The sequence below is a fragment of the Paenibacillus sp. EB106-06-01-XG199 genome (genome assembly GCF_058791575.1).
This window is the reverse complement of sequence record NZ_JBYTDQ010000002.1, coordinates 750,696-770,400: the sequence shown is the minus strand read 5'-3', so window position 1 is coordinate 770,400 and position 19,705 is coordinate 750,696. Positions and strand designations below refer to the sequence as shown.

At 50.3% G+C, this 19,705-nt stretch carries 14 protein-coding genes, 1 pseudogene and 1 riboswitch; of the genes and pseudogenes, 9 read left to right on the top strand and 6 right to left on the bottom strand.

The features are described 5' to 3' along the window. Positions 1 to 6 precede the first annotated feature (6 nt). Together fucU and AC3WT9_RS09475 are read left to right on the top strand one after the other, a co-directional pair. Positions 7 to 435, top strand: coding sequence for an L-fucose mutarotase (gene fucU / locus AC3WT9_RS09480; RefSeq protein ID WP_341092131.1), 429 nt, complete (start codon positions 7 to 9; stop codon positions 433 to 435). Between the two features lie 487 nt (positions 436 to 922). Then, on the top strand, positions 923 to 3,304 hold the full coding sequence (locus AC3WT9_RS09475) for a transglutaminase domain-containing protein (RefSeq protein WP_341092132.1): 2,382 nt from the start codon (positions 923 to 925) through the stop codon (positions 3,302 to 3,304). A 95-nt stretch (positions 3,305 to 3,399) separates the two neighbouring features. Here the strand turns inward: AC3WT9_RS09475 and AC3WT9_RS09470 are convergent, their stop codons facing one another. From AC3WT9_RS09470 to AC3WT9_RS09460, 3 genes and pseudogenes are all read right to left on the bottom strand, one after another. Next, positions 3,400 to 4,341: a VanZ family protein gene (locus AC3WT9_RS09470; protein WP_341092133.1), complete on the bottom strand. Its 942-nt coding sequence runs from the start codon at positions 4,339 to 4,341 to the stop codon at positions 3,400 to 3,402. 125 nt (positions 4,342 to 4,466) lie between these two features. Beyond that, a pseudogene (locus AC3WT9_RS09465) lies at positions 4,467 to 4,748 on the bottom strand (GyrI-like domain-containing protein); the annotation flags it as partial. Positions 4,749 to 4,778: 30 nt separating this feature from the next. Next, positions 4,779 to 7,139, bottom strand: coding sequence for an ABC transporter ATP-binding protein/permease (locus AC3WT9_RS09460; RefSeq protein ID WP_341378231.1), 2,361 nt, complete (start codon positions 7,137 to 7,139; stop codon positions 4,779 to 4,781). 143 nt (positions 7,140 to 7,282) lie between these two features. On the opposite strand from AC3WT9_RS09460, the gene AC3WT9_RS09455 reads away from it, so the two are divergent. Together AC3WT9_RS09455 and AC3WT9_RS09450 are read left to right on the top strand one after the other, a co-directional pair. Beyond that, the gene (locus AC3WT9_RS09455) at positions 7,283 to 7,957 is read left to right on the top strand and encodes a response regulator transcription factor (protein ID WP_341092137.1); all 675 of its coding nucleotides are present in this window, start codon (positions 7,283 to 7,285) and stop codon (positions 7,955 to 7,957) included. Next, on the top strand, positions 7,954 to 8,988 hold the full coding sequence (locus tag AC3WT9_RS09450) for a HAMP domain-containing sensor histidine kinase (RefSeq protein ID WP_341378233.1): 1,035 nt from the start codon (positions 7,954 to 7,956) through the stop codon (positions 8,986 to 8,988). The genes AC3WT9_RS09455 and AC3WT9_RS09450 overlap by 4 nt, the downstream gene beginning before the upstream one ends. Positions 8,989 to 9,002: 14 nt before the next feature. Here AC3WT9_RS09450 and AC3WT9_RS09445 read toward each other — a convergent pair whose 3' ends face one another. Further along, complete coding sequence (locus AC3WT9_RS09445; RefSeq protein WP_341378234.1) at positions 9,003 to 10,124, bottom strand: saccharopine dehydrogenase family protein; 1,122 nt, start codon at positions 10,122 to 10,124, stop codon at positions 9,003 to 9,005. Next, positions 10,121 to 10,852, bottom strand: coding sequence for a class I SAM-dependent methyltransferase (locus AC3WT9_RS09440; protein WP_341378235.1), 732 nt, complete (start codon positions 10,850 to 10,852; stop codon positions 10,121 to 10,123). Before AC3WT9_RS09440 ends, AC3WT9_RS09445 begins: the two co-directional genes overlap by 4 nt. 129 nt (positions 10,853 to 10,981) lie before the next feature. On the opposite strand from AC3WT9_RS09440, the gene AC3WT9_RS09435 reads away from it, so the two are divergent. After that, entirely contained in the window at positions 10,982 to 12,055 is a 1,074-nt protein-coding gene (locus AC3WT9_RS09435; protein ID WP_341378236.1) for a helix-turn-helix transcriptional regulator, read from the top strand. 54 nt (positions 12,056 to 12,109) lie between these two features. Here AC3WT9_RS09435 and AC3WT9_RS09430 read toward each other — a convergent pair whose 3' ends face one another. Then, positions 12,110 to 13,246, bottom strand: coding sequence for a KamA family radical SAM protein (locus AC3WT9_RS09430; protein ID WP_492407548.1), 1,137 nt, complete (start codon positions 13,244 to 13,246; stop codon positions 12,110 to 12,112). A gap of 131 nt (positions 13,247 to 13,377) precedes the next feature. Further along, a riboswitch (cyclic di-AMP (ydaO/yuaA leader) is annotated at positions 13,378 to 13,515 on the bottom strand. Between the two features lie 896 nt (positions 13,516 to 14,411). On the opposite strand from AC3WT9_RS09430, the gene AC3WT9_RS09425 reads away from it, so the two are divergent. The 4 genes from AC3WT9_RS09425 (at position 14,412) to AC3WT9_RS09410 (ending at position 19,704) form a co-directional block, all read left to right on the top strand. Further along, complete coding sequence (locus AC3WT9_RS09425; protein ID WP_341378238.1) at positions 14,412 to 16,784, top strand: PEP/pyruvate-binding domain-containing protein; 2,373 nt, start codon at positions 14,412 to 14,414, stop codon at positions 16,782 to 16,784. Positions 16,785 to 16,870: 86 nt separating this feature from the next. Then, positions 16,871 to 17,446 (top strand): acyl-CoA-like ligand-binding transcription factor, encoded by a 576-nt coding sequence (locus tag AC3WT9_RS09420; protein ID WP_341092154.1) that lies wholly within the window; start codon positions 16,871 to 16,873, stop codon positions 17,444 to 17,446. A gap of 152 nt (positions 17,447 to 17,598) precedes the next feature. Then, on the top strand, positions 17,599 to 18,609 hold the full coding sequence (locus AC3WT9_RS09415; RefSeq protein WP_341092158.1) for a LacI family DNA-binding transcriptional regulator: 1,011 nt from the start codon (positions 17,599 to 17,601) through the stop codon (positions 18,607 to 18,609). Positions 18,610 to 18,780: 171 nt separating this feature from the next. Next, positions 18,781 to 19,704 (top strand): ABC transporter permease, encoded by a 924-nt coding sequence (locus AC3WT9_RS09410; RefSeq protein ID WP_341097636.1) that lies wholly within the window; start codon positions 18,781 to 18,783, stop codon positions 19,702 to 19,704. Position 19,705 lies beyond the last annotated feature (1 nt).

Here is a 19,705-nt window from a genome sequence, read left to right as displayed (position 1 = left end):
TATAGGATGCTCAAAAAGATTCCCAAGCTGCTGTCCCCTGAGCTCGTGCGGATTATGATGGAAATGGGCCATGGGGATGAGCTGGTGCTGGCGGATGCGAATTTTCCGGGACATGCGCTGCATCCCCGGGTGACAAGATGCGATGGTATTGGAATCCCCCAGCTGCTGGCCGCTATTCTGGAGCTGTATCCGCTGGATCATTATGCCGGGCATCAGGCCGTTCTGATGGATGTGGTGCAAGGTGATCCTACCGTTCCTGTGATCTGGGACACTTATAAAGAGATTATTAGGGATGTTGATCCGCAAACGGTAATTGGTTACGAGGAACGCTTCAACTTCTATGAACGGTCCAAATCCGCTTATGCGATTGTAGTAACCGGGGAAGAAGCGCTGTATGGCAATCTCATTCTCAAAAAAGGCGTTATTGAAGGGTAAGAGTAGAATTGCAGGCAATTTTTAATTATTTGTAATATACTTGAGTGTTGCGAAATCGACTTGAATGTTTTGAAAAAGACAGAGCTGTAGAGGGTTACCATATGAATGGGACATCTCCTTTATCTGGAAATTGTGGTCTGGTAAACGACAATTTCTCCAACAAGGCTGGATGTCCTTCTTCTGTCTGCCTATTCGATAAAAGTTCTAACCGTTTGACTTTAATTTCGTTTGTTCGTCAGCATGTTTTTTACAAGACTCAAGTCAATAATAGAGATGTGAGTTAAAACCTTCTATGCTTAACATGAATTGCCGCGAATACTCAGCGCCCCCTCGTTAGCCCTCTGCTTATATAACTTAAATATAAAATATCCCAAATTTGTTTTAATCGTTCCCAAATGGGTTATATATCTCCTGTGCTTTGTAATGGGTAATTTTGGATTACACACCATAACCCTCATTAAGACAACCCAGACAGGAGAGGACGTTAGTGAAAGTGAAACAATTGGCAATGATTATGCTCATCATGTGTATGATTCTAACAGGCTGCATGGGGGGCGGCAAGGAAGCCGGTCCAGCGCCTTCACCCGCACCGACGGCCAGTCCGGCTGCAGAAACGAAGAAACCTTCAGGGAACCCTCCGCCGGACGCTTCGCAGACGGTGTATAATCTGAAGCAGAAATACGATACTGACAACAATCCGGGCATCATGCCTATGTATAATGTTGAGCAGGATATGGAATTTATCTTCAGATTCAATACGGATCTTGGCTCAGAGGCAATTGGCAAGACGCTGTCCGTACATACCGATATCAAGGCACTGCCGGAGAGCAAGGTAGGGACCCTTGAAGACTCACAGCTTGTAGGTGGCAAAAGCGTATACTCCATCAAGCCGCTCGGCTTCGGCGTACTCCCTTCCGATTCCTTGCGCGAAGCCGGAGGCAGCTCCTGGGGGAACGCCCCCGTGTACTACATCCGGCTCAACTATGACCTGGATGCCAAATCGCCTACTCCGCTGAAGCAGCCGATTATCATTCCGTTTACGGTGAAATCGGATCTGCCCACACCGACTCTGGATGCCGACATCAGCCCTGACGGCAGACTGACTCTCGTATGGAATGAGGTGCCGGGCGCAGAGAGCTACAATATTTACAGCGCTTCGCATATCACGATGGAGAATACCAATGAGGCGCTGAACGGGGCGGAGCAAGGATATGCGAATCAGCGTCCGCTGAAGATTGCGACGGTGCCCGGCACTTCTTATAACGACTTCATGAAGGACGGGCGCGGTGCGCTCGGCATTGTGGATGAGACCATCACCAGCCTTCAGAACAACAATGTGCAAGGTGAATATTATGTCACCGCTGTTCAGGGAGGCAAAGAGTCCAGGTTCAGCCGCTCGGTGGACACCGTGTCGCTGTCCAAGCTGCTGCCGCGCACCGTAGCTTCCGAGGATAATATCAACCTGAAATTGTTCAAGAACGCTGCCGAATTGCCCAAGACTGTACCTGTCCAGTTCATTGACGGCTCCAAAGCCTCGGGGACTGTGATATATGACACGGATTCAATCACGATTCAGCAGTCCGGCCCAACCGATGTGCCATACTCCATTCAAGGTACAGCGCTCAAGGGGTACGTACAGGTTACGCAGTTGACGGATACCGATATTGCAGGTCTTGCAGCCGCCCAGAGCAAAGGGGCCAATCAAGGGTATGTGGAGCCGGAGAATAATACGGAGTATGTGCCTGCCCCTGATGTTCCGACCATCATTGACAACGACAATGCGGGCGAATCCGGCGATAATGCCATTGACCGGCAGAAGGAAAATACCCGCAGCAAGGTAGATGAGGGGAACAAGCAGGCCGTGCCTGCCTCAACGATCCGGGCGGACCTGATTCATGCCGATTCTGCGCTGGAAGAGTATCTCGCCTTGTCACTGATCAGCGGAAAGACCGAAATTTCGCTTCTGGCCTTCCCGGAGGCGCAGAATGCGCGAACCCTGGTCGATGTAGTGGAAAAAGTAGTCTATCAGAACCCGCTCATTCTTGGATTCCGCAGCTACGGCTACGATTATCAGAACCTGACGCTGCATGTGGAGTACGATGATTCAGCCGAGGTCATTGCGTCCAAACAGCGTGAGATCCTCTCAGAGGCAGATAAAGTGATCGCCGCCACACTCAAGGACGGTATGAGCGCCGATGAGAAGCAGATGGCGATCTACGATTATCTGAATGACAATACCGCCTATGACGATGCCGCGCTGGAGAATGCCAAGGAGCAGCAGTTCAAGAGTGTGGATGCCAAATTCAATGATTCCTTCAGTACCTACGGCATTCTGGTCAAAAAAGTTGGCGTATGTATGAGCTATGCACACACCTTCCAGTTGCTCGCTGACCTGTCCCAGGTCCCTTCGATGGTGGTCACAGGAACCATGAGCGGCGTGAATCACGCCTGGAACAAAGTGAAAATCGGCGCGGAATGGGTCAATGTCGATCCGACCAATAATGCTACCAATAGCGGACTTCCCTATCTGCTCTACAATTCCAGCGATGCCACTGCCACAGATGTAGAGTATGTGATGGACAAGGCTTACTGGCTGGACCAGGAGTTGTCCCTGTTCCAGGCCACCAGCAATGCCTATGATTATTATGTGACGCAAGGGCTTGAGGTGGATTCCCTGGAAGCGTACAAGACCAAATTGGCCGAACAGTTGAAGAATGGGGAGACCCTGGTGGTCCTGCGCGTTCTGGCCGATACAGACAGTTCAGAGCTGATGCAGAAGACCGCCGAGGTCATCAAGCAATATGATGCAACCAAGCTGGACAAAGCGGGTATGGTTGAATTCGGAAGCTACGTGGCGGTTCAGCTGTAAGCCTGGCCCCTATAGAAATGCCAAAAGGTAAGCTCCTGCAGCGGAGCTTACCTTTTGACTTTCCAGAAGAAACAAATTGCAGTCTGGCTATGAACTTAGTTCCAAAAATATTGCATCCGCTTATACCCGACATCCCATACTTTTTGGTTCCCCTCAATGGTGATCTTCAGCTCGTTCCCCGGCTCGAGAGGAATCTTGAATATCGACGGGAATAGATCAGGATCACTCCGCTGATCTTCTCCAGAGCCGGTCATTATCTCTTTTCCATCGAGGGTAACACGGATGCTTCCCGAATAATCGGTTGGTTCAGGGATTCCGTTATAGAACGAGAATATCGTCTCCCCCTCAGACGTATACGTGAACGTTCTAGAATCTACGCCTTCAGCGCCATACATATTATACAAGGGCTTTACAGTTTGACCGCTTATTTGAAAGCCGTCCTCCGGCTTGTATCCAGCGGATGAATTCCCCGAACTGTCCGTCCATTCATTGATCGCCACAAACGGGCCTTCTACTTTGGTTGTCGCTTTATCTATCGCCCCGCTTAATCCCCATACGGCTAATAAAAGAACCAACCCCGATATAGCCGTTGTCGCCAGATTGCGCCAGAGGCTCCGGGAACGGAAACCAAGCTTGTACGCCCCAAAACCGAGGGCTGCGCCGACCGTATTCTGAATAGCATCGTTAATATCGAAGCTGCCGAGGAACGAAAGGGCCTGGATGGTTTCCAGCACAAGAATCGCTATAAAGAATAAGGTAATGAACCGGGCAAAGGTGACCCGGTACAACCATGGAATCAATATACCGAAAGGGATAAAGGCAGCGGTGTTCCCAAAATCTACTAAATCCATGACGCTGAAATCCAGGAGCTCAGATAGAGACGGCATCTTAAAAAAGCTGTCGGGCAAAAAAATAAAGGTGTAGCCAAGCGAGTGATCGTTAGATTCTCCTCTACCGAAGGCGAAGAACATAAAAAAAAGAATAAAAAATATGTAAAATATGGTTATGGTTAAGATAATCTTGCGTTGTCTGGTCATGGTTAACTCCTTTGCCGGATGCATATTGTTAAACTGAACTTTCGGCCCCATTGTACCACATATTACAATCAATGCTAAGTGGTTTCATGATACCCTCCAGTCTAACCCTTCATCCTCTTCTGACACTACACCCCCGTCCGCTTCTGCACCGGAATATAGATCTCCATCACCGTATCCACCCGCGCAAGACAGCGCTCGTCATAGAATTCAAAGTTCAGCTTACCTTCGTCGTGCACATAGCCGCTTTCCGGGAACCAGTCCTCGAAGATATATCTCCAGGTGCTCTTTACCACTTGGGCAAAAGTCTCCGGTCTCTCCTCATCGGTAGCGTCCACCGGCGGTGTCGTGAATACCGCGTACTGCGCCGCCGTCACCTCAGCCGTAAGCATGTCTGCGGAGACCTGGCTGAAGTCGGAGCACCCCTTAGTAGTTTGTGATTATTCGCTGCGCAGCGCCGTTACCGGATTCTTCTTGGCGGCAAGCTTGGCCGGAATGAATCCGCCGAGCATGGTGAGCACCACGTTAATCAGGATCAGCAGCAAGGCATGCAGCGGATTTAATTGGGCGACATTGGAAAGATCCGTGAGCGACTTAATAATAATGTTCGCCGGGATGGTCAGCAGATAGGTAATTCCTATCGCCAGAACCCCGGAAAAGGCACCGATGATAAAGGTTTCTGCGTTGAAGACACGCGTGATATCTTTTTTGCGTGCGCCTAATGCGCGTAGCACCCCGATCTCCTTAGTCCGCTCCAGTACAGAAATATAGGTGATAATTGCGATCATAATCATGGAAACGACGAGCGAGATCGAAGCAAAGGCAATCAGTACAAGTGTGATGGCATTCATAATCCCGCCGGTCAGGCCGGTAACGATGGCCGCCATATCCGTGTATACGATCATATCACTCTCGGGCAGGTCTTCATTCCATTTGTCCAGATACTCCACGATGGCTTCCTTGGAATCAAAGTCCTTCGGATAGATGGAGATCGAAGCCGGGATGCTTGTAGCACCCAGAGCAGCCAGAACATCTTCTTTCACAGGAGCCGTATTGCTGCCTGCGCCACCAGGCATCATGGCTGCACCAGGCATCATGTCTGTCTGAGCAGAGGTTTTGGGAAACACTTCGCCGGTCAGAAGATTAACGGCATCTTCCTGCTCCTGGGCCTTTACCACCTTGGAAGCCTGTGCGGAGGTAATGAAGCGGAGCGCCAGATCGTCAGAATAGGCGATTCCGGCAGCCATAGTGGACATCGGAGAATCCTTCTGCGCCCGGATAATTCCTGCAATACGAAGTGGAATGGCATCCGTGCTGTTATACATATCACTTAAGTTGGCAGCCGTTCCATTGACCACGAAATGGTCACCGGATTTTACATAGTACAGATCATTCGGGATCAGCTTAAACTCTTGACCGACAATATCGTCAAATTTTATGCTGTTCGCAGTATAATCCAGGCCGAGCGCTTCCACCGAAGCAACATTCAGCTGGTTGTACTCATCCACGATCAGTACAAGGTCGGTATCCTTGGACGGAAACGAACCGGCGAGCAGGTCATAATAGTTCTCCAGATAACTTCCGGGAGCACCGCCAGCCTTGCTTGGGAATGAGGAGAAGTAGCTTGTATTGATGGCAGTAGCCGTTTTATCATCAGATTTTAGAATGTTCATATTCACTTTACGGGCATAAGAGAGGCCGTCGATCAGGGATGGATCAATCTGCTTCACAAAGTCCAGATATTTTTCGGTCAGAACATTGGTGTGCATAATGGTATTGGCGCTCGGATCGTATGGATAGATTTCCTGCGAGTCGCTATACTCCTCCTTGCTGGTTGCTGTATCATCTGCCGCAGTTTCCGAGCGGTCAAAGCTCATCGCAGACTGGCTGATCGACACCGGGAAATTGGAGAGCGCACCCGCTTCATAGTTGTTGATTTGTTTATTGAAGCCGTTGGAGAGAGCCAGGATTAAGGCAATCCCGATGATACCGATGCTGGAGGCGAAAGCGGTTAAGGTCGTTCTCCATTTTTTGGTCATGATGTTTTTGAAGGACAATTTGAGCGCTGTGGAGAAACCCATTGCTGTCTTTTTCAGCTTGTAGTCAGAGCTTACTTTCTGGTCGGGAAGCGGATCGGTGTCGGAAATGATTTTACCGTCTCGGAATTCCACAGTCCGGTCTGTGTATTTCCGGGCCAGTTCCGGGTTATGCGTAACCATAACGACCAGCTTATCCTTGGCGATTTCCTTGATCAGCTCCATAATCTGTTCACTTGTCTGGGTATCCAACGCTCCTGTAGGTTCGTCGGCAAGAATAATGTCGGGGTCATTGGCGAGCGCCCGGGCGATGGATACACGCTGCATTTGACCGCCGGACAGCTGGTTCGGCTTCTTGTGCAGATGATCCTTAAGGCCAACCTTCTCCAGCACCTCTTTTGCCTTCTGCCGTTTCTCGGCTGCGGGGACACCGCTGAGGGTCATTCCCAGCTCGACATTGTCCATAATACTCAGATGCGCAATAAGATTATAGCTTTGAAAGATGAAGCCGACGCTATTATTACGGTAAGCATCCCAATCGCTGTCCTGAAAGTTCTGTGTGGATTTACCGTTAATGATCAGGTCTCCGCTGTCATATTGATCCAGCCCGCCGATGATGTTCAGGCAGGTGGTTTTACCCGAGCCGCTGGGACCCAGGATGGCCACAAATTCATTTTCCCGTAAATTGAGGTTGACCTTATCGAGCGCTACCTGTGTGAAATCACCTGTCGTGTAGCTCTTGCTGATGTTTTTTAGCTGAAGCATATCTGTAAACCTTCCTTTCAAATAAAGCTAGCTTGATGAATTGCTGACAGCATATCATACGAATATGAACTGAACATCAACTGGCTTCCAGCTACAGGGAAAGACTATACTTCAATCAAAGGCTAAAGAATGCAGGTGATTTCATGATTACTATACTTGTTGTGGAAGATAATGAGACGTTGCGCCAGCTGATCTGTACGGTGCTTGGGAAACATGGCTACAGGGTGCTTGCAGCAGAGGATGGCCAGAGTGCGCTGGATATTTTGGAAGCAGAATATATTGATTTGATTATTTCTGATATTATGATGCCGCAAGTGGACGGTTACGAGCTGATTGAGCATTTGAGGCAATCCAATAATAATCTGCCTGTGCTGATCATTACTGCCAAAGACAGCTTTCAGGACAAGCAGAAAGGGTTCCTGGTCGGCACAGACGATTATATGGTGAAGCCTATTGATATCAATGAGATGGTACTGCGGGTGGGGGCTTTGCTGCGCCGGGCGCAGATTGTCAATGAACGCAAGCTGACTGTGGGCGAGGTGACCCTTGATTATGATTCTGTAACGGTCTACAGGGATGGGGAGAGTACGGTTCTCCCGCAGAAAGAATTTTTCCTGCTATATAAGCTGATTGCTTATCCAAACAAGATATTTACCAGGCAGCAGCTGATGGATGAAATCTGGGGAATGGATACGGAGACAGATGCCCGGACAGTGGATGTGCATATCAACCGGCTGAGGGAACGTTTCAGGGAATATATGGAGTTTGAGATTGTAACGGTCCGGGGACTCGGGTATAAGGCGGTGAAGCATATATGAAAAAGAGGTTCAGCAATTTATGGTTCGCCTTTGTGATGCTGGTATTTATGATCATGCTGTCTTCTGCGGTCTTTATGATGACTATTATATTCGTTATAAAGAGGTTCACAATCATCGAGCCGGGCCAATTCCACGCCTTCGGATTTCTGGCAGCGGTACTGCTTACGGGGATCCTTACTGGAACGCTTATCACTGCCGTCATCGGGCAAAAAATATTGCTTCCCATCAACAGACTGAGAGAAGCAACCAAGGAAGTCGCCAAAGGCAACTTTAATGTTCAGTTGTATGAGAATATTAAGATTGAAGAATTCCGGGAGATGGCCAAGGATTTCAATAAGATGGTTCAAGAGCTCCAAGGGATTGAAACACTAAGAACCGATTTTGTCACGAATGTATCCCATGAGTTCAAGACGCCTATCACAGCCATTGAGGGCTATGCTGCACTGTTGCAGAATTCGGATCTTCCGGCCGAGGAAAGAGAGGAATACGCGGGCAAGATCATTAGCAGCACCAGGCAATTATCCATGCTGACCAACAATATTCTGAAGCTGTCGAAGCTGGAGAACCAGGAAATCATCATTGAAAAAACAGAGTTCAGTCTGGATGAGCAGATCCGCCAGGCGCTTCTTCTCCTGGAGCCGCAGTGGAGCGGCAAACAGCTGGATCTGGAGATTCAGTTGGCGGAGACTGGCTTCTACGGCAGCGAAGAGCTGCTGATGCAGGTATGGATTAACATTCTGGGGAATGCGGTAAAATTCTCAAGAGAATACGGGAACCTGTCCGTCACCTTGACCGAATCCCCCCAGAACGTGAGTGTTGAAATTACCGATACCGGAATCGGCATGACCCCGGAGGTGCAGCGGCATATCTTTGAAAAGTTCTATCAGGGCGATAAAGCACGGGCTTCTTACGGGAACGGGCTCGGATTGCCTTTGGCCAAACGGATTGTCGACCTTTGCGGGGGACGGATTATTGTGAGCAGCAAGCCGGGCCAGGGCTCGACATTCCTTATTGAATTGCCAAGAGAATAAAGATCGGGAACCTCTTACTGCGAGCGGACACCGGACCAGAACGTAAGCCCGTCAAGGGGGTATTCGGCCCTGCCGGAGGCTCCGGCTGCTGAACTCAAGGAGAGCTGCGTACCGTTTGCCTTGAGCTTGAACAGCTGTTCAATATGATGTATTCCCGCCGGATGGGTTTCCTCATATACACTCAGGGCAACCCCGGCGGCCACTCTGGCAGTGATTACGGATTCCCGTATTCCTTCGATACCGGCTTCCATGACAACAGCTTTACCGCCCCGAACACCATAAGCATCGACTTTGACCGCATATTGTTCTGAACCCAGCCGAAGTTTGCCGAAAGCCTGGACTGTGAGCTTGCGGATGACTTTGTTGCGGAAGAGGGCGGTTAAGCCAATTTTTCGCATAAGAGCGATGCCGGAGGTGGCCGCCCGGGAATCAAAGCATAAACGTGTAGCGACAGAAGGGACCTTCAAGGTATAGGGCAGAATCTGCTGATCGGAAAAAGGGAAAAGGTAGGTCTTGCGCGTTCCCGGCGTACCACCGAAGTTCACCTGCTTGCGTTCCGTGAAGCTCCTTGCGGCAACCTTGCGTCCTTGCTCCACACGCTCAAAGGCAGAGCCGAGACTATCAACCGTCCATTCCAGGGCAGCTTGGCCGTGACTGTCGCCCAGACCCAGCATGATGGAGATGTCGATGCGCTCACATCTATCCAGTTCATTCACCGCTTTGAGGGATAGCAGATTGGTTAAGCCGGGAGCAAGCCCCACGCTTAGAACAGCTGTACCCTTGAGCCCGGCTGCTGTGTCTCCCAGGCTCTGAAGCAGCCGGAAGTATTCCCCATTTGCCGACACATCGACATAATGGGTTCCGCTGCGCAGACAAGCCTCCGCAAACGAGGTATCCTGCTGATCCAGGCACATGACCACCAGCTTGGTCCGCTTCAGCAGTTCTTCATCTATCGCTTCTCCCACACTAAGTCGCAGCGGCTTCACTTTGCCGCCACTCGTCCTGCAGAATTGTTCCGCACGTTCCAGGCTTCGGCCCGCCGCATATACCACTCCAGGATGCTGTTCTCCCAGAAGCCGGCAAATTTCTGCGCCGACATGGCCATACCCGCCGACAACCACTATATCTGTTTTCATTCCGCAACCTCTTTTCCGTGCTTCACAGCAAACCAGCCATCAATCAGATAGGAGCTGAAAAAGCGGGTGACACCGGAGAACCCGCTGCTTGCGAGCAACGCTAGAAGTTCATATTCCGGAATGGGGAAGGAGGTTTCACCGATGGAATGCTCGAACCATTCGCATTCCTGCCCGGAAATCCCGCCAGCCAGCATGTGGTTTTTCCACGCCTTCAGCGGCAAGGACCCGGGGATAGAACGGACGTCCCCGCTTAAGGTTGCCACAACCAGTATCGCCCCCTCCTGAAGCCGGCTATGGATTTCTTCCAGCATCCGCTGCTTCTGTCCGGTTTCCTTGACAAAGTGAAGCACCAGCATGCAAGTGGCGGCGTCAAACAGCTTGTTCTTGTCCAGTTCATCAACCGTGCTTTGCTGGAGAGTGATTTCAGCGGCCAGCTCCGTGCGCTGCATCCGCTGCCGGGCAAGCTCAAGCATTGCCGTTGACAGATCAATGCCAGTCAGCCGCCAGTGCTCATGCTGAGCGCCGAGGGTTATCAATTCTTGACCGCCTCCGGCCCCGACAATCAGCAGGTCTGCCGGAGTTTCACCGCCGAGGTGTGCACTCAGCAATTGCTCCATGATGTCATAGAGCAGAGGATACCCCGGTATTTTTGCAGCGATTGTTGTCTCGTAATGCTGAACATCGGGATGCTCCCAGTCTCTGGCATGATGTAAATGTTTCTCTTGCATGATATCTGCTCCTGTCTCTATAGCTTGAATGTGAGTTCTCCTGATATATAATAAGAATTATTACTAATTATCAGGATTAAACACGGAATAGGCTATCCCACATATGTGGGATTTGGAGAGGACATCAGGATGAGCGAGGTTCTAAAAGGCTTGAGGACGCTGGAAATCAACCGGCAGGAGATGAGAATGACATCTCCGCAATATAGGGAGGCGGTAATCTCCAAGCTGCGGCAGTACATTCCGTTTACCGCTGCCTGCTGCACTACCGTGGACCCGCATACGCTGCTGTCCACCGGGGCGATCACAGAGCGGGGTCTTGAGGATCTGCACCCGCAGCTGTTTGAATACGAATATCTGCATGAGGATTATATGAAATATGAGCAGTTGGCCGCTGCGGCAGTGCCGGTCGCCTGTTTAAGTGGTGTAACGGAAGGGCAGCCCGGGCGGAGTGAACGTTACCGCAACGTCCTCCAGCCTGCGGGCCTGGGCGACGAGCTCCGGGCTGCGCTGGTTGAAGGCGGTGGCTGCTGGGGGTTCTTAACCTTGTTCCGGTCGCAGCACGAACCTCCATTTCAAGAGCACGAGTGTGCAGTGATATCATCTGTTGTTCCGCTGATTGCCGGCGCACTCCGCAGCTATGCCTCCGAGCCCCCTCTGGGACGGATGGATACCGCACCGGAGGACAGTGGAATCATGATTCTGACGGACCAGCTGCTTCCGGTCAGCGCGAACAGTGCGGCTCAATATTGGCTGAACCGTCTGCAGCAGCTGGAACGGCTGGATCACGGTGTTCTCCCCCGGCCGGTCAACGCCGTATGCCTGCGGGCACTTGGTGAGAATACGGAACCAGGAGGGTTGCCTTCGAAGGCGAAATTATGCCTGCGCGTCGAGGATGGGGCATACTTGACAGTTACGGCCAGCAGGCTTGAAGGCAGCGGCAAGAAGACGGAGCTGGCTGTTGCTTTTGTCTATGCCAAGTCCTCGGAGATCTTCCGGCTGCTGGCCGATGCCTGCCAGCTGACCGCGAGGGAGAAGCAGCTGGCCGAGATGCTCTCCCGCGGATTATCCACTAAGGAGCTGGCAGAGTCGCTGCATATTTCTGCGTACACCGTACAGGATCACCTGAAATCCATCTTCTCTAAGACCGGCGTTTCCAGCCGGAGAGCGCTCATCAGCAAGCTGTTCTCACAGGGGATGGAATAGCCGGTAAACACGCTAAACAGTCCCGATGCTGATACAAGGGGACTGTGCTGGCTTTTATAGGAGCTGCGGGATCTGGGAAGTGGAAGTAGGGTGGGTCCAGTGCTTCTCGCTGCCGGGAAGATCATCGAACCATTCCGCATCCGGTGGACATTCCAGGATCATGAATTTGCCGTACTCCTGCGCTCTGGACTGATGGTATTTCAGATAGGCCTTGCCGTCTTCAATCGCCAGTATCTCGATTTTACCGGAGGAGTGGCTCATGGATAGACGGACTCTTTTACCCAGACCTGAGGTTCTGGCCTTGGCTTCCTCAACAATGTTGTAGACACGCTCCAGCGGCAGAACGAACTCGCGGTTGCCGGCAATGGGCCGGTTCACGAAGAAATAATAGGGAGTGACTCCGGCCCAGGACAGCCGGTCGAGCAGTTCTCCGAGTACCGCCGCATCATCGTTGATGCCTTTCAGCACCGGCGTCTGATTAACCACGATTGCCCCGGCATTATGGAGTGCTCTGAATGCATGTTTGGCTTCGGGCGTAATTTCCCGGGGATGATTAATATGCGCCATGACGTAAATGCGTTTGTCCTCCGATGAATAGGTACGGATTAGTTCCAGCAGTTCTTCGTCCTGATAAATGCGCATGGGATTAAATACGGGAATTTTGGAGCCCAGCCGGATAATCTTCACATGGTCAATAGATCTCAGGCTTTCGATGATGAAGCGCAGCTTAGAGGTAGAGAGAATCAGGCTGTCTCCGCCGGTAAGCAGCACATTATTGATCTCTGGATGATTCCTGATGTATTCCAGCCCAGGAGCCACATCGGTTTGTGCTTCCTTCACATCATTGCGGAACAGGCGCTTGCGGAAGCAGTAGCGGCAGTAAGCTCCACACACCTCGGAGACAATCAGGAGGGCCGTTGTTCTGTATTTGTGCTGACATCCCGGCACTACATAATTCATTCCCTCATCGGATGCATCCCAGCAGCCATACTCCTCAAGTTCACCTTCACTTGGAATGACGAGCCTGCGGATCGGATCACCCGGGTCGTCCCAGTCGATCAGCGACAGATAATAGTCATTGACCCGAAAGGCAAATTTGCCGGTGATCTCCTTCAGCTTTTCTTTCTCCGTTTCAGACAGCATGGCAACCTTGTTGATATCCGTTATGTACCTTACCCTTTGCACTTGCATCTCTCCTTGGTCTCATAGTGTGAGAAAAAAGGGAGCCTTGAGGTCGATAGCCAAACTGCTGCCAGCAGGGTCATGAGAATACAAAAAAGAGACCCTTAGCAAGGGTCTCTGGTTATGAATATACCTAAAAAAGCAGACCCATCCACTACTGACGAGGTTAGCTGACGGACTCGGGTAAGATGGTACCCTACATTCTGTGAATGATTCGCCCCAAAAGACTGGTTCCCCCGCTTTCCTGCCAAAGGCTGGAAATTAAGCGTAGGTAAAGTATAACCCAGGAAGTTTTGAAAAGTCAAAGCTAAACTTGCCCGCGGCAAGGGATACAGGACCAAGCCAAATCAGCAAAAAATTGAGTAGGGTGAGTTGTTCCTGCAGCTCCGAAGGCTGATCTTGTTCATGACTTGAAATAAGACAACCTCCTTCTGGAATGTTAATATCTCGATGGGCTAGATATTACCTATCGGAACCATTGATATATTTTGCAAAACAAGTTCAAAAAAAGTGTGGAACACAGTGATTGGACCAACGGTCCGGTCGCGGAGTATTCGCACCAAGTGCTCATGTTTATCCTGTTCACCAAACGAGGGTGTTCTTAGCAGCCATTTCATAACTGCTGAGAACACCCTTTTTGTTGACGGAATTAATCAACTAGAGCATGTCTTCAAATTGGAAGAGCTCTGGAGAGTAAAATCCCTGTTTATTCTCTTTTGCGGACCCAGGCGACCTTACTGCTCTGCATTCTCTTTAAAAACGTCCATCAGGGAGAAATAACTGCGCTGGAGTCCGTTCCTCCTGTAACAGGATAAAAGCCCCAAATAAGTGCAACTCGGTCCGTTTGTACTCAGAGCCAAGAATACACTTTCCAGTCGCACACACAAGCCTTCGAAAGAAGAGTGAAGTCTTTGAAACACCGAGACGTAAGCCTCCACCGAAAAAACTACCTGGTGGCGAAACGCCTTTCTCCGCGTGTGATCAGAAAATGGCACTGTACCCATGATTCCTTAGGGCATACAGCAGCAGGTTTTGACGGGGAAGCGGTTTGAAGACACGCCCTAGATAGATGAAGTAAAGCTTGACGTTTAATACAATAGTGGAATAAAGTATTAAATGAAACTAAATATCAAATTAAATAAAGTTTCAAATATATCAAAAGGAGCAATTGGATATGGGACAGATGATCCGAGGATTCGCCGAGCTAAGCCCGGAGCAATATGTCGAAGCAGGAGGTAAGGGAGCGATGCTCTCCAGAATGCTTCAGGCGGGATATCCTGTGCCGGAGGGATTTGTTGTCTTTCCTTCGGCCTTTGAAAGCGATAAATTAAAGGAAGAGGCTTGGACTGAAAGTGCAGCCAGGTTGCAGAAAATCCGCATGATACATAAGAATGCACGATTTGCTGTCAGATCTTCGGCTTTAAGTGAAGATTCGGCGGAGGCATCTTTTGCCGGGGAATTCGAAACGGTGTTGAACGTGGAAACAGATGAACAGATTCGTGAAGCGATGTACACGGTGTATCACTCAAAGGATAGCGAACGGGTTCAAGTCTACAGCTCCATGCAGGACATGGACTCCTCCCATAAGGTTGCCATTGTCGTGCAGCTGATGATTCACTCGGAAATCTCCGGAGTCCTGTTCACCGCTGACCCCATAACAGGCAGCCGCACGGTTCTGCCGGGGAATTATGTCTATGGGCTGGGAGAACAGTTAGTTTCAGGCGAGAGCGACGCATATTCCTTCACGCTGGCAAGGAACCGGGGCAGATATGAAGGCCCGGGTGAGTTCAAGCGGTATGCAGCCAAGTTATACCGGTATGCATGCCGGCTGGAGAAGGAGCTTGGAGCTCCCCAAGATATCGAGTGGGCGGTCGCAAAGGGGCGGGTCTACCTCCTGCAGACGAGACCGGTTACGACCTTGAACCCGGGAAACCGCAATACATTCGAGATCAACGACTCGCTGGCTGGTGATTTTCTCTGGACCAATACCAATGTGGGCGAATCCATCTCCGGTGTCTTAACTCCTCTGACCTGGTCTATCCTGCGCTCCCTGGATGAAGAGTACAATATTATTCCGGGGCATTATGTGATGTCCGGCAATATTTGCGGAAGGGTGTACACTAATGTTAGTCTTTCGGTATCGATGTTCTCGGCATTTGGACTGAATACCAAGCCGATATGGAAGAAAATGAGCCGGGTGTTTGGAGAGCTTCCTGAAGGCATGGCTCTGCCGGTATATCCATTTACCAAACGGGAGCTGCTCAAGACTGTGCTTCCCAAGATGATGCATAGTATGAAACAAACTCGCCAGACCGTTAGAACCCTTCCGCAGTTCCTGGAAGATTCACCGGAGTGGTGCAGACGGCTGACAACCAGACTCCAAGCGGCAACAACCCGGGAGGAACTGCTGTCACTCTGGAGGCAGGAGCTGTGGCCGCAGAATGTCACGGCGCTGTGGTCGGCGCTGGAAGCGCCCTCTGCCCAAATGCAGAAGTTTGAGAAGCTGCATAAGCAGCTTAGCGAGGCGGCCGGAGAAGAAGAGGCCAATAGGCTGCTGTCCAACGCCGGGGGCTCCGTAGAGCTGGAAAGCCTGGGGCCGCTGATCGGAATCTCCAGAGTAATAAAGGGAGAAATGAGCCGGAAGGAATACCTTGTGAAGTATGGCCACCGGGGACCGAATGAAATGGAATTATCGTATCCTGACCCGGGAGAAGATGACGCGTGGCTGGACAAGCAGATCGCTGAGTTCTGCAAGGCCCCTATGGACGTGGAGGACATTCTGCAGAGACAGCGGGTCCGGAGCAGAGAAGCCTTGAAGGCGTTCGAGCAGCAGTTCCCGGCAAAGGCCAAGCGGATTGCCCGGCGGATAGAGGCAGTGTCAGAGGGCCCGCGCCTGCGGGAAGCCGTCCGTTCCGAATGGACCCGAACGATGCGGGTGAACCGCGCATTTGCGCTTAAAGCAGGTGAGCTTGCGGGAATAGGAGAGGATGTTTTTTTTCTATATCTGGATGAGATTCTGGATTGGCTTGCCACAGGTAATCTGACTGCTGTACAATATTTTTCTGCACGCAAGCAAACGTATGCAAGGTATCAGTCATTGCCGCCGCTGCCTTCGATGCTCCGGGGACGTTTTGAACCGTTCAAGTGGGCCAAGGATCCGCAACGGCGGCTGGATTACTACGATGCTTCCCGACCGGTTCCCTTATCTGAACACCCTCATGGCGAAAGGCTGAAGGGTTCTGCCGGAGCCGCTGGAAGGATTGAAGGGCGGGTGCGTGTACTGGCCAAACCGGAAGAGGGAGAGCAGTTTCAAGCCGGTGAAATTCTGGTGGCTTCGACGATTAATGTAGGCTGGACACCGCTGTTTCCGAGAGCTGCGGCCATTATAACCGACATCGGTGCGCCGTTGTCGCATGCGGCTATCGTAGCCCGAGAATTGGGTATCCCGGCTGTTGTCGGCTGCGGTTGTGCGACAGCAAGACTGAAGACAGGCGACCGTGTAATTGTGGACGGAGGACAGGGAGTAGTAGAACTTATTGTGAACTGACATATGGAAATAAGGGGAAAGTTCATTACAAGTTAATTTTAACAGGACAGGATGTGTGTACTATGCCTACAGGCGGGAAACGAAACATGGGATTGCGTGAACGTAAAAAGGCGAAGTCCATGGCAGAGGTTCAACGGCATGCCCTGCGGCTGTTCCGTGAGCAAGGCTATAAGTCAACCACTGTGGAACAGATTGCCGAAGCTGCTGAAATTTCCTACAGCACTTTTTTTCGCTACTTCTCAAGCAAGGAGGATGTGCTGACCCGTGATAATTATGATCCTCTGCTCGTGTCTGCCTTTGAGGCACAGCCGTCCGAACTTAGTCCGCTCCAGGCGCTGAAAAATGCCATGATGTCCGAGGTAGTAGATATGTCGGAAGATGAGCTGGCTACGATGCGCGAACGGAATCAGCTTGTGATTGCGATTCCTGAGCTGTGGTCAGCAATGATGAACAGCATGACGCAGATGATGCAGCTGATTGCGGAGATGGTAGCGGGGCGTGTTGGCCGTCAGCCGAATGATCTCGCAGTTCGCACTTTTGCGGGAGCGGTCATCGGTGTGAACATCTCGGTCATGCTTCATTATGCAGAACACCCGGAAGAGGATTTCGCGGCAGTGTTGGATGAAGCGCTGAGCAAGCTGGAGGATGGACTGCCGTTGTAAGCAATTGCTTCTATTTGTGGAGAAGTAGGGTTTCACCAAGCCCTTCGGTTTGCCGGAGGGCTGTTAATGTTTTCAAATTAGCTATTGAAATGAAAACGGTTTTATGATAATTTTAATTTATAAAAACGTTTTTATAACAAAGGACGAATTTCATGGCAAAGATAACAATCAAGGACGTTGCCAGAGAGGCTGGCGTCTCAATTTCTACTGTGTCCAACGCGTTGAATGATGTGGATGTGCTGAGTCCGGAGACTAAATCTCATGTGCTCAAGGTTGCTCAGCGGTTGAATTATATTCCCAACCTGAACGGCAAGCTGTTAAAGTCCGGTACGACCAAAATGCTCGGGTTCTTCACTACAAGTGTTACGGGTCCATATTTTTATAAGCTGGTTGAAACCATGGCCCGTGAGTGCGACCGTTTAGGATACGGACTGAATGTGTTTGTTACCAAAGATAAACAAGTAATTATGAGCAATATCCTGGGCCGGCGCGTGGATGGGGTCATTATTTACGAAGAACTCAAAATTGATGACGATGACATTAACGTGATGCTGAAAGACAAGATCAAGACGGTATTCCTGGACCGGGTGATCGAGAACGAAACGATGGGCAGTGTGATATTCGATTCCTATATCGCTGGCTATGAGGCTGCCAAATACTTGATCAATCTCGGGCACAAAAAAATTGCTTACATATCCGGGGTGGATACGATGCTGGACAGTGTTCAGCGTAAGGAAGGATATCTGGCAGCCCTGCGTGAGGCACGACTGCCGATTAAGGATGAGTATATTCTGCAAGGTTATTTTGAGGAAGAAAGTACTTATATTGCCGTGAAATCCTATCTCCACCTCAATCCTGACGATATACCCGATGCCTTTTTAGCCGGAAATGACGTGAGTGCGATGGGATGTATTCAGGCATTGAAGACCTATGGCTACGAAGTCCCCTCGGACATCAGCGTAATAGGTTTCGATGATATTGATATCGCTCCGTATTATTCACCACCGCTTACCACGGTGCGCAATCAGATCGCCAGACAAGGAATTATGGCCATAGACCACCTGGTCCGTATGATTCAGCAGAAAGAGCAGGGACAGGCACAGAAATTAGCCGGGGAGCTGGTCGTGCGGGGTTCTAGTCAAGTGAAGATCGGCCGGAATTAAGCAGAGATAGAGTGCAACAAGGGAGCAACAATTCCGGACTCTTTTTATAATTATGCGCTAGGGGGTTTTTACTGTCAAAAATAAAAACGTTTTTATAGCTTGGACTTTCATACGAGGGGAGTGCGGAATGTGAATAAATTAGCCACCATACCGTCAGCCGGGAAGAGATCAATGGGGCAAAAGATCAAAGAATTCGTGGTTGATTATAAGAGACAATGGGAGATTCAGTCCATGGTTCTCCCGGGCATCATTTTTATGATTATTTTTTGCTACATTCCGATTTACGGCTTGTCTATTGCCTTTAAGAATTACACGGTCATTGATACGCTGGATACTGCTCCTTGGGTAGGATTGGATAATTTCAAAATCATTCTATCCGACAAATACTTCTGGGACGCGGTCATCAACACCTTGGGAATCAGCTTTCTGAAGCTGGCCATCGGTTTTGTTATTCCCATCATTCTATCCATTATGATTTATGAATTGAACATGGGACGTTTCAAGAAATTTGTACAGACCATCTCCTATCTGCCGCATTTTTTGTCCTGGATCGTGCTCGGCGGCATGCTGATTACCTGGTTCTCGACTACCGGACTGTTCAACGAGCTGCTGCTTAATCTGGGGATTATCTCGAAGCCGCAGAACATTCTGCTGGATGCCGGGAAGTACTGGTGGATTGCCACCTTGTCGGATATCTGGAAAGAGGCAGGCTGGGGAACGATTCTGTATTTGGCCATCATGTCCAAGATCGATCCTACCTATTATGAAGCAGCCAAAATTGATGGCGCAGGCCGGATGAGACAAATCTGGAATATTACCTTGCCTAACATGAAGCCTATTATCAGTCTAAATCTGATCTTAACTGTAAGCGGTTTATTGGGATCAAACCTGGATCAAACGCTCGTACTCATGAATTCGCAAAACCGGGTTAAAGCGGAAGTCATCAACTCCTACGTGTACCGTATGGGGATGACACAGGGGGATTTCTCCTATGCTACCGCCGTCGGGCTGGGCGTATCCATTGTATCGGTGATTCTGCTGCTGACCGCCAACCAGATTACCAGCAAATTGAATGACAATCAATCAGTCCTATAGA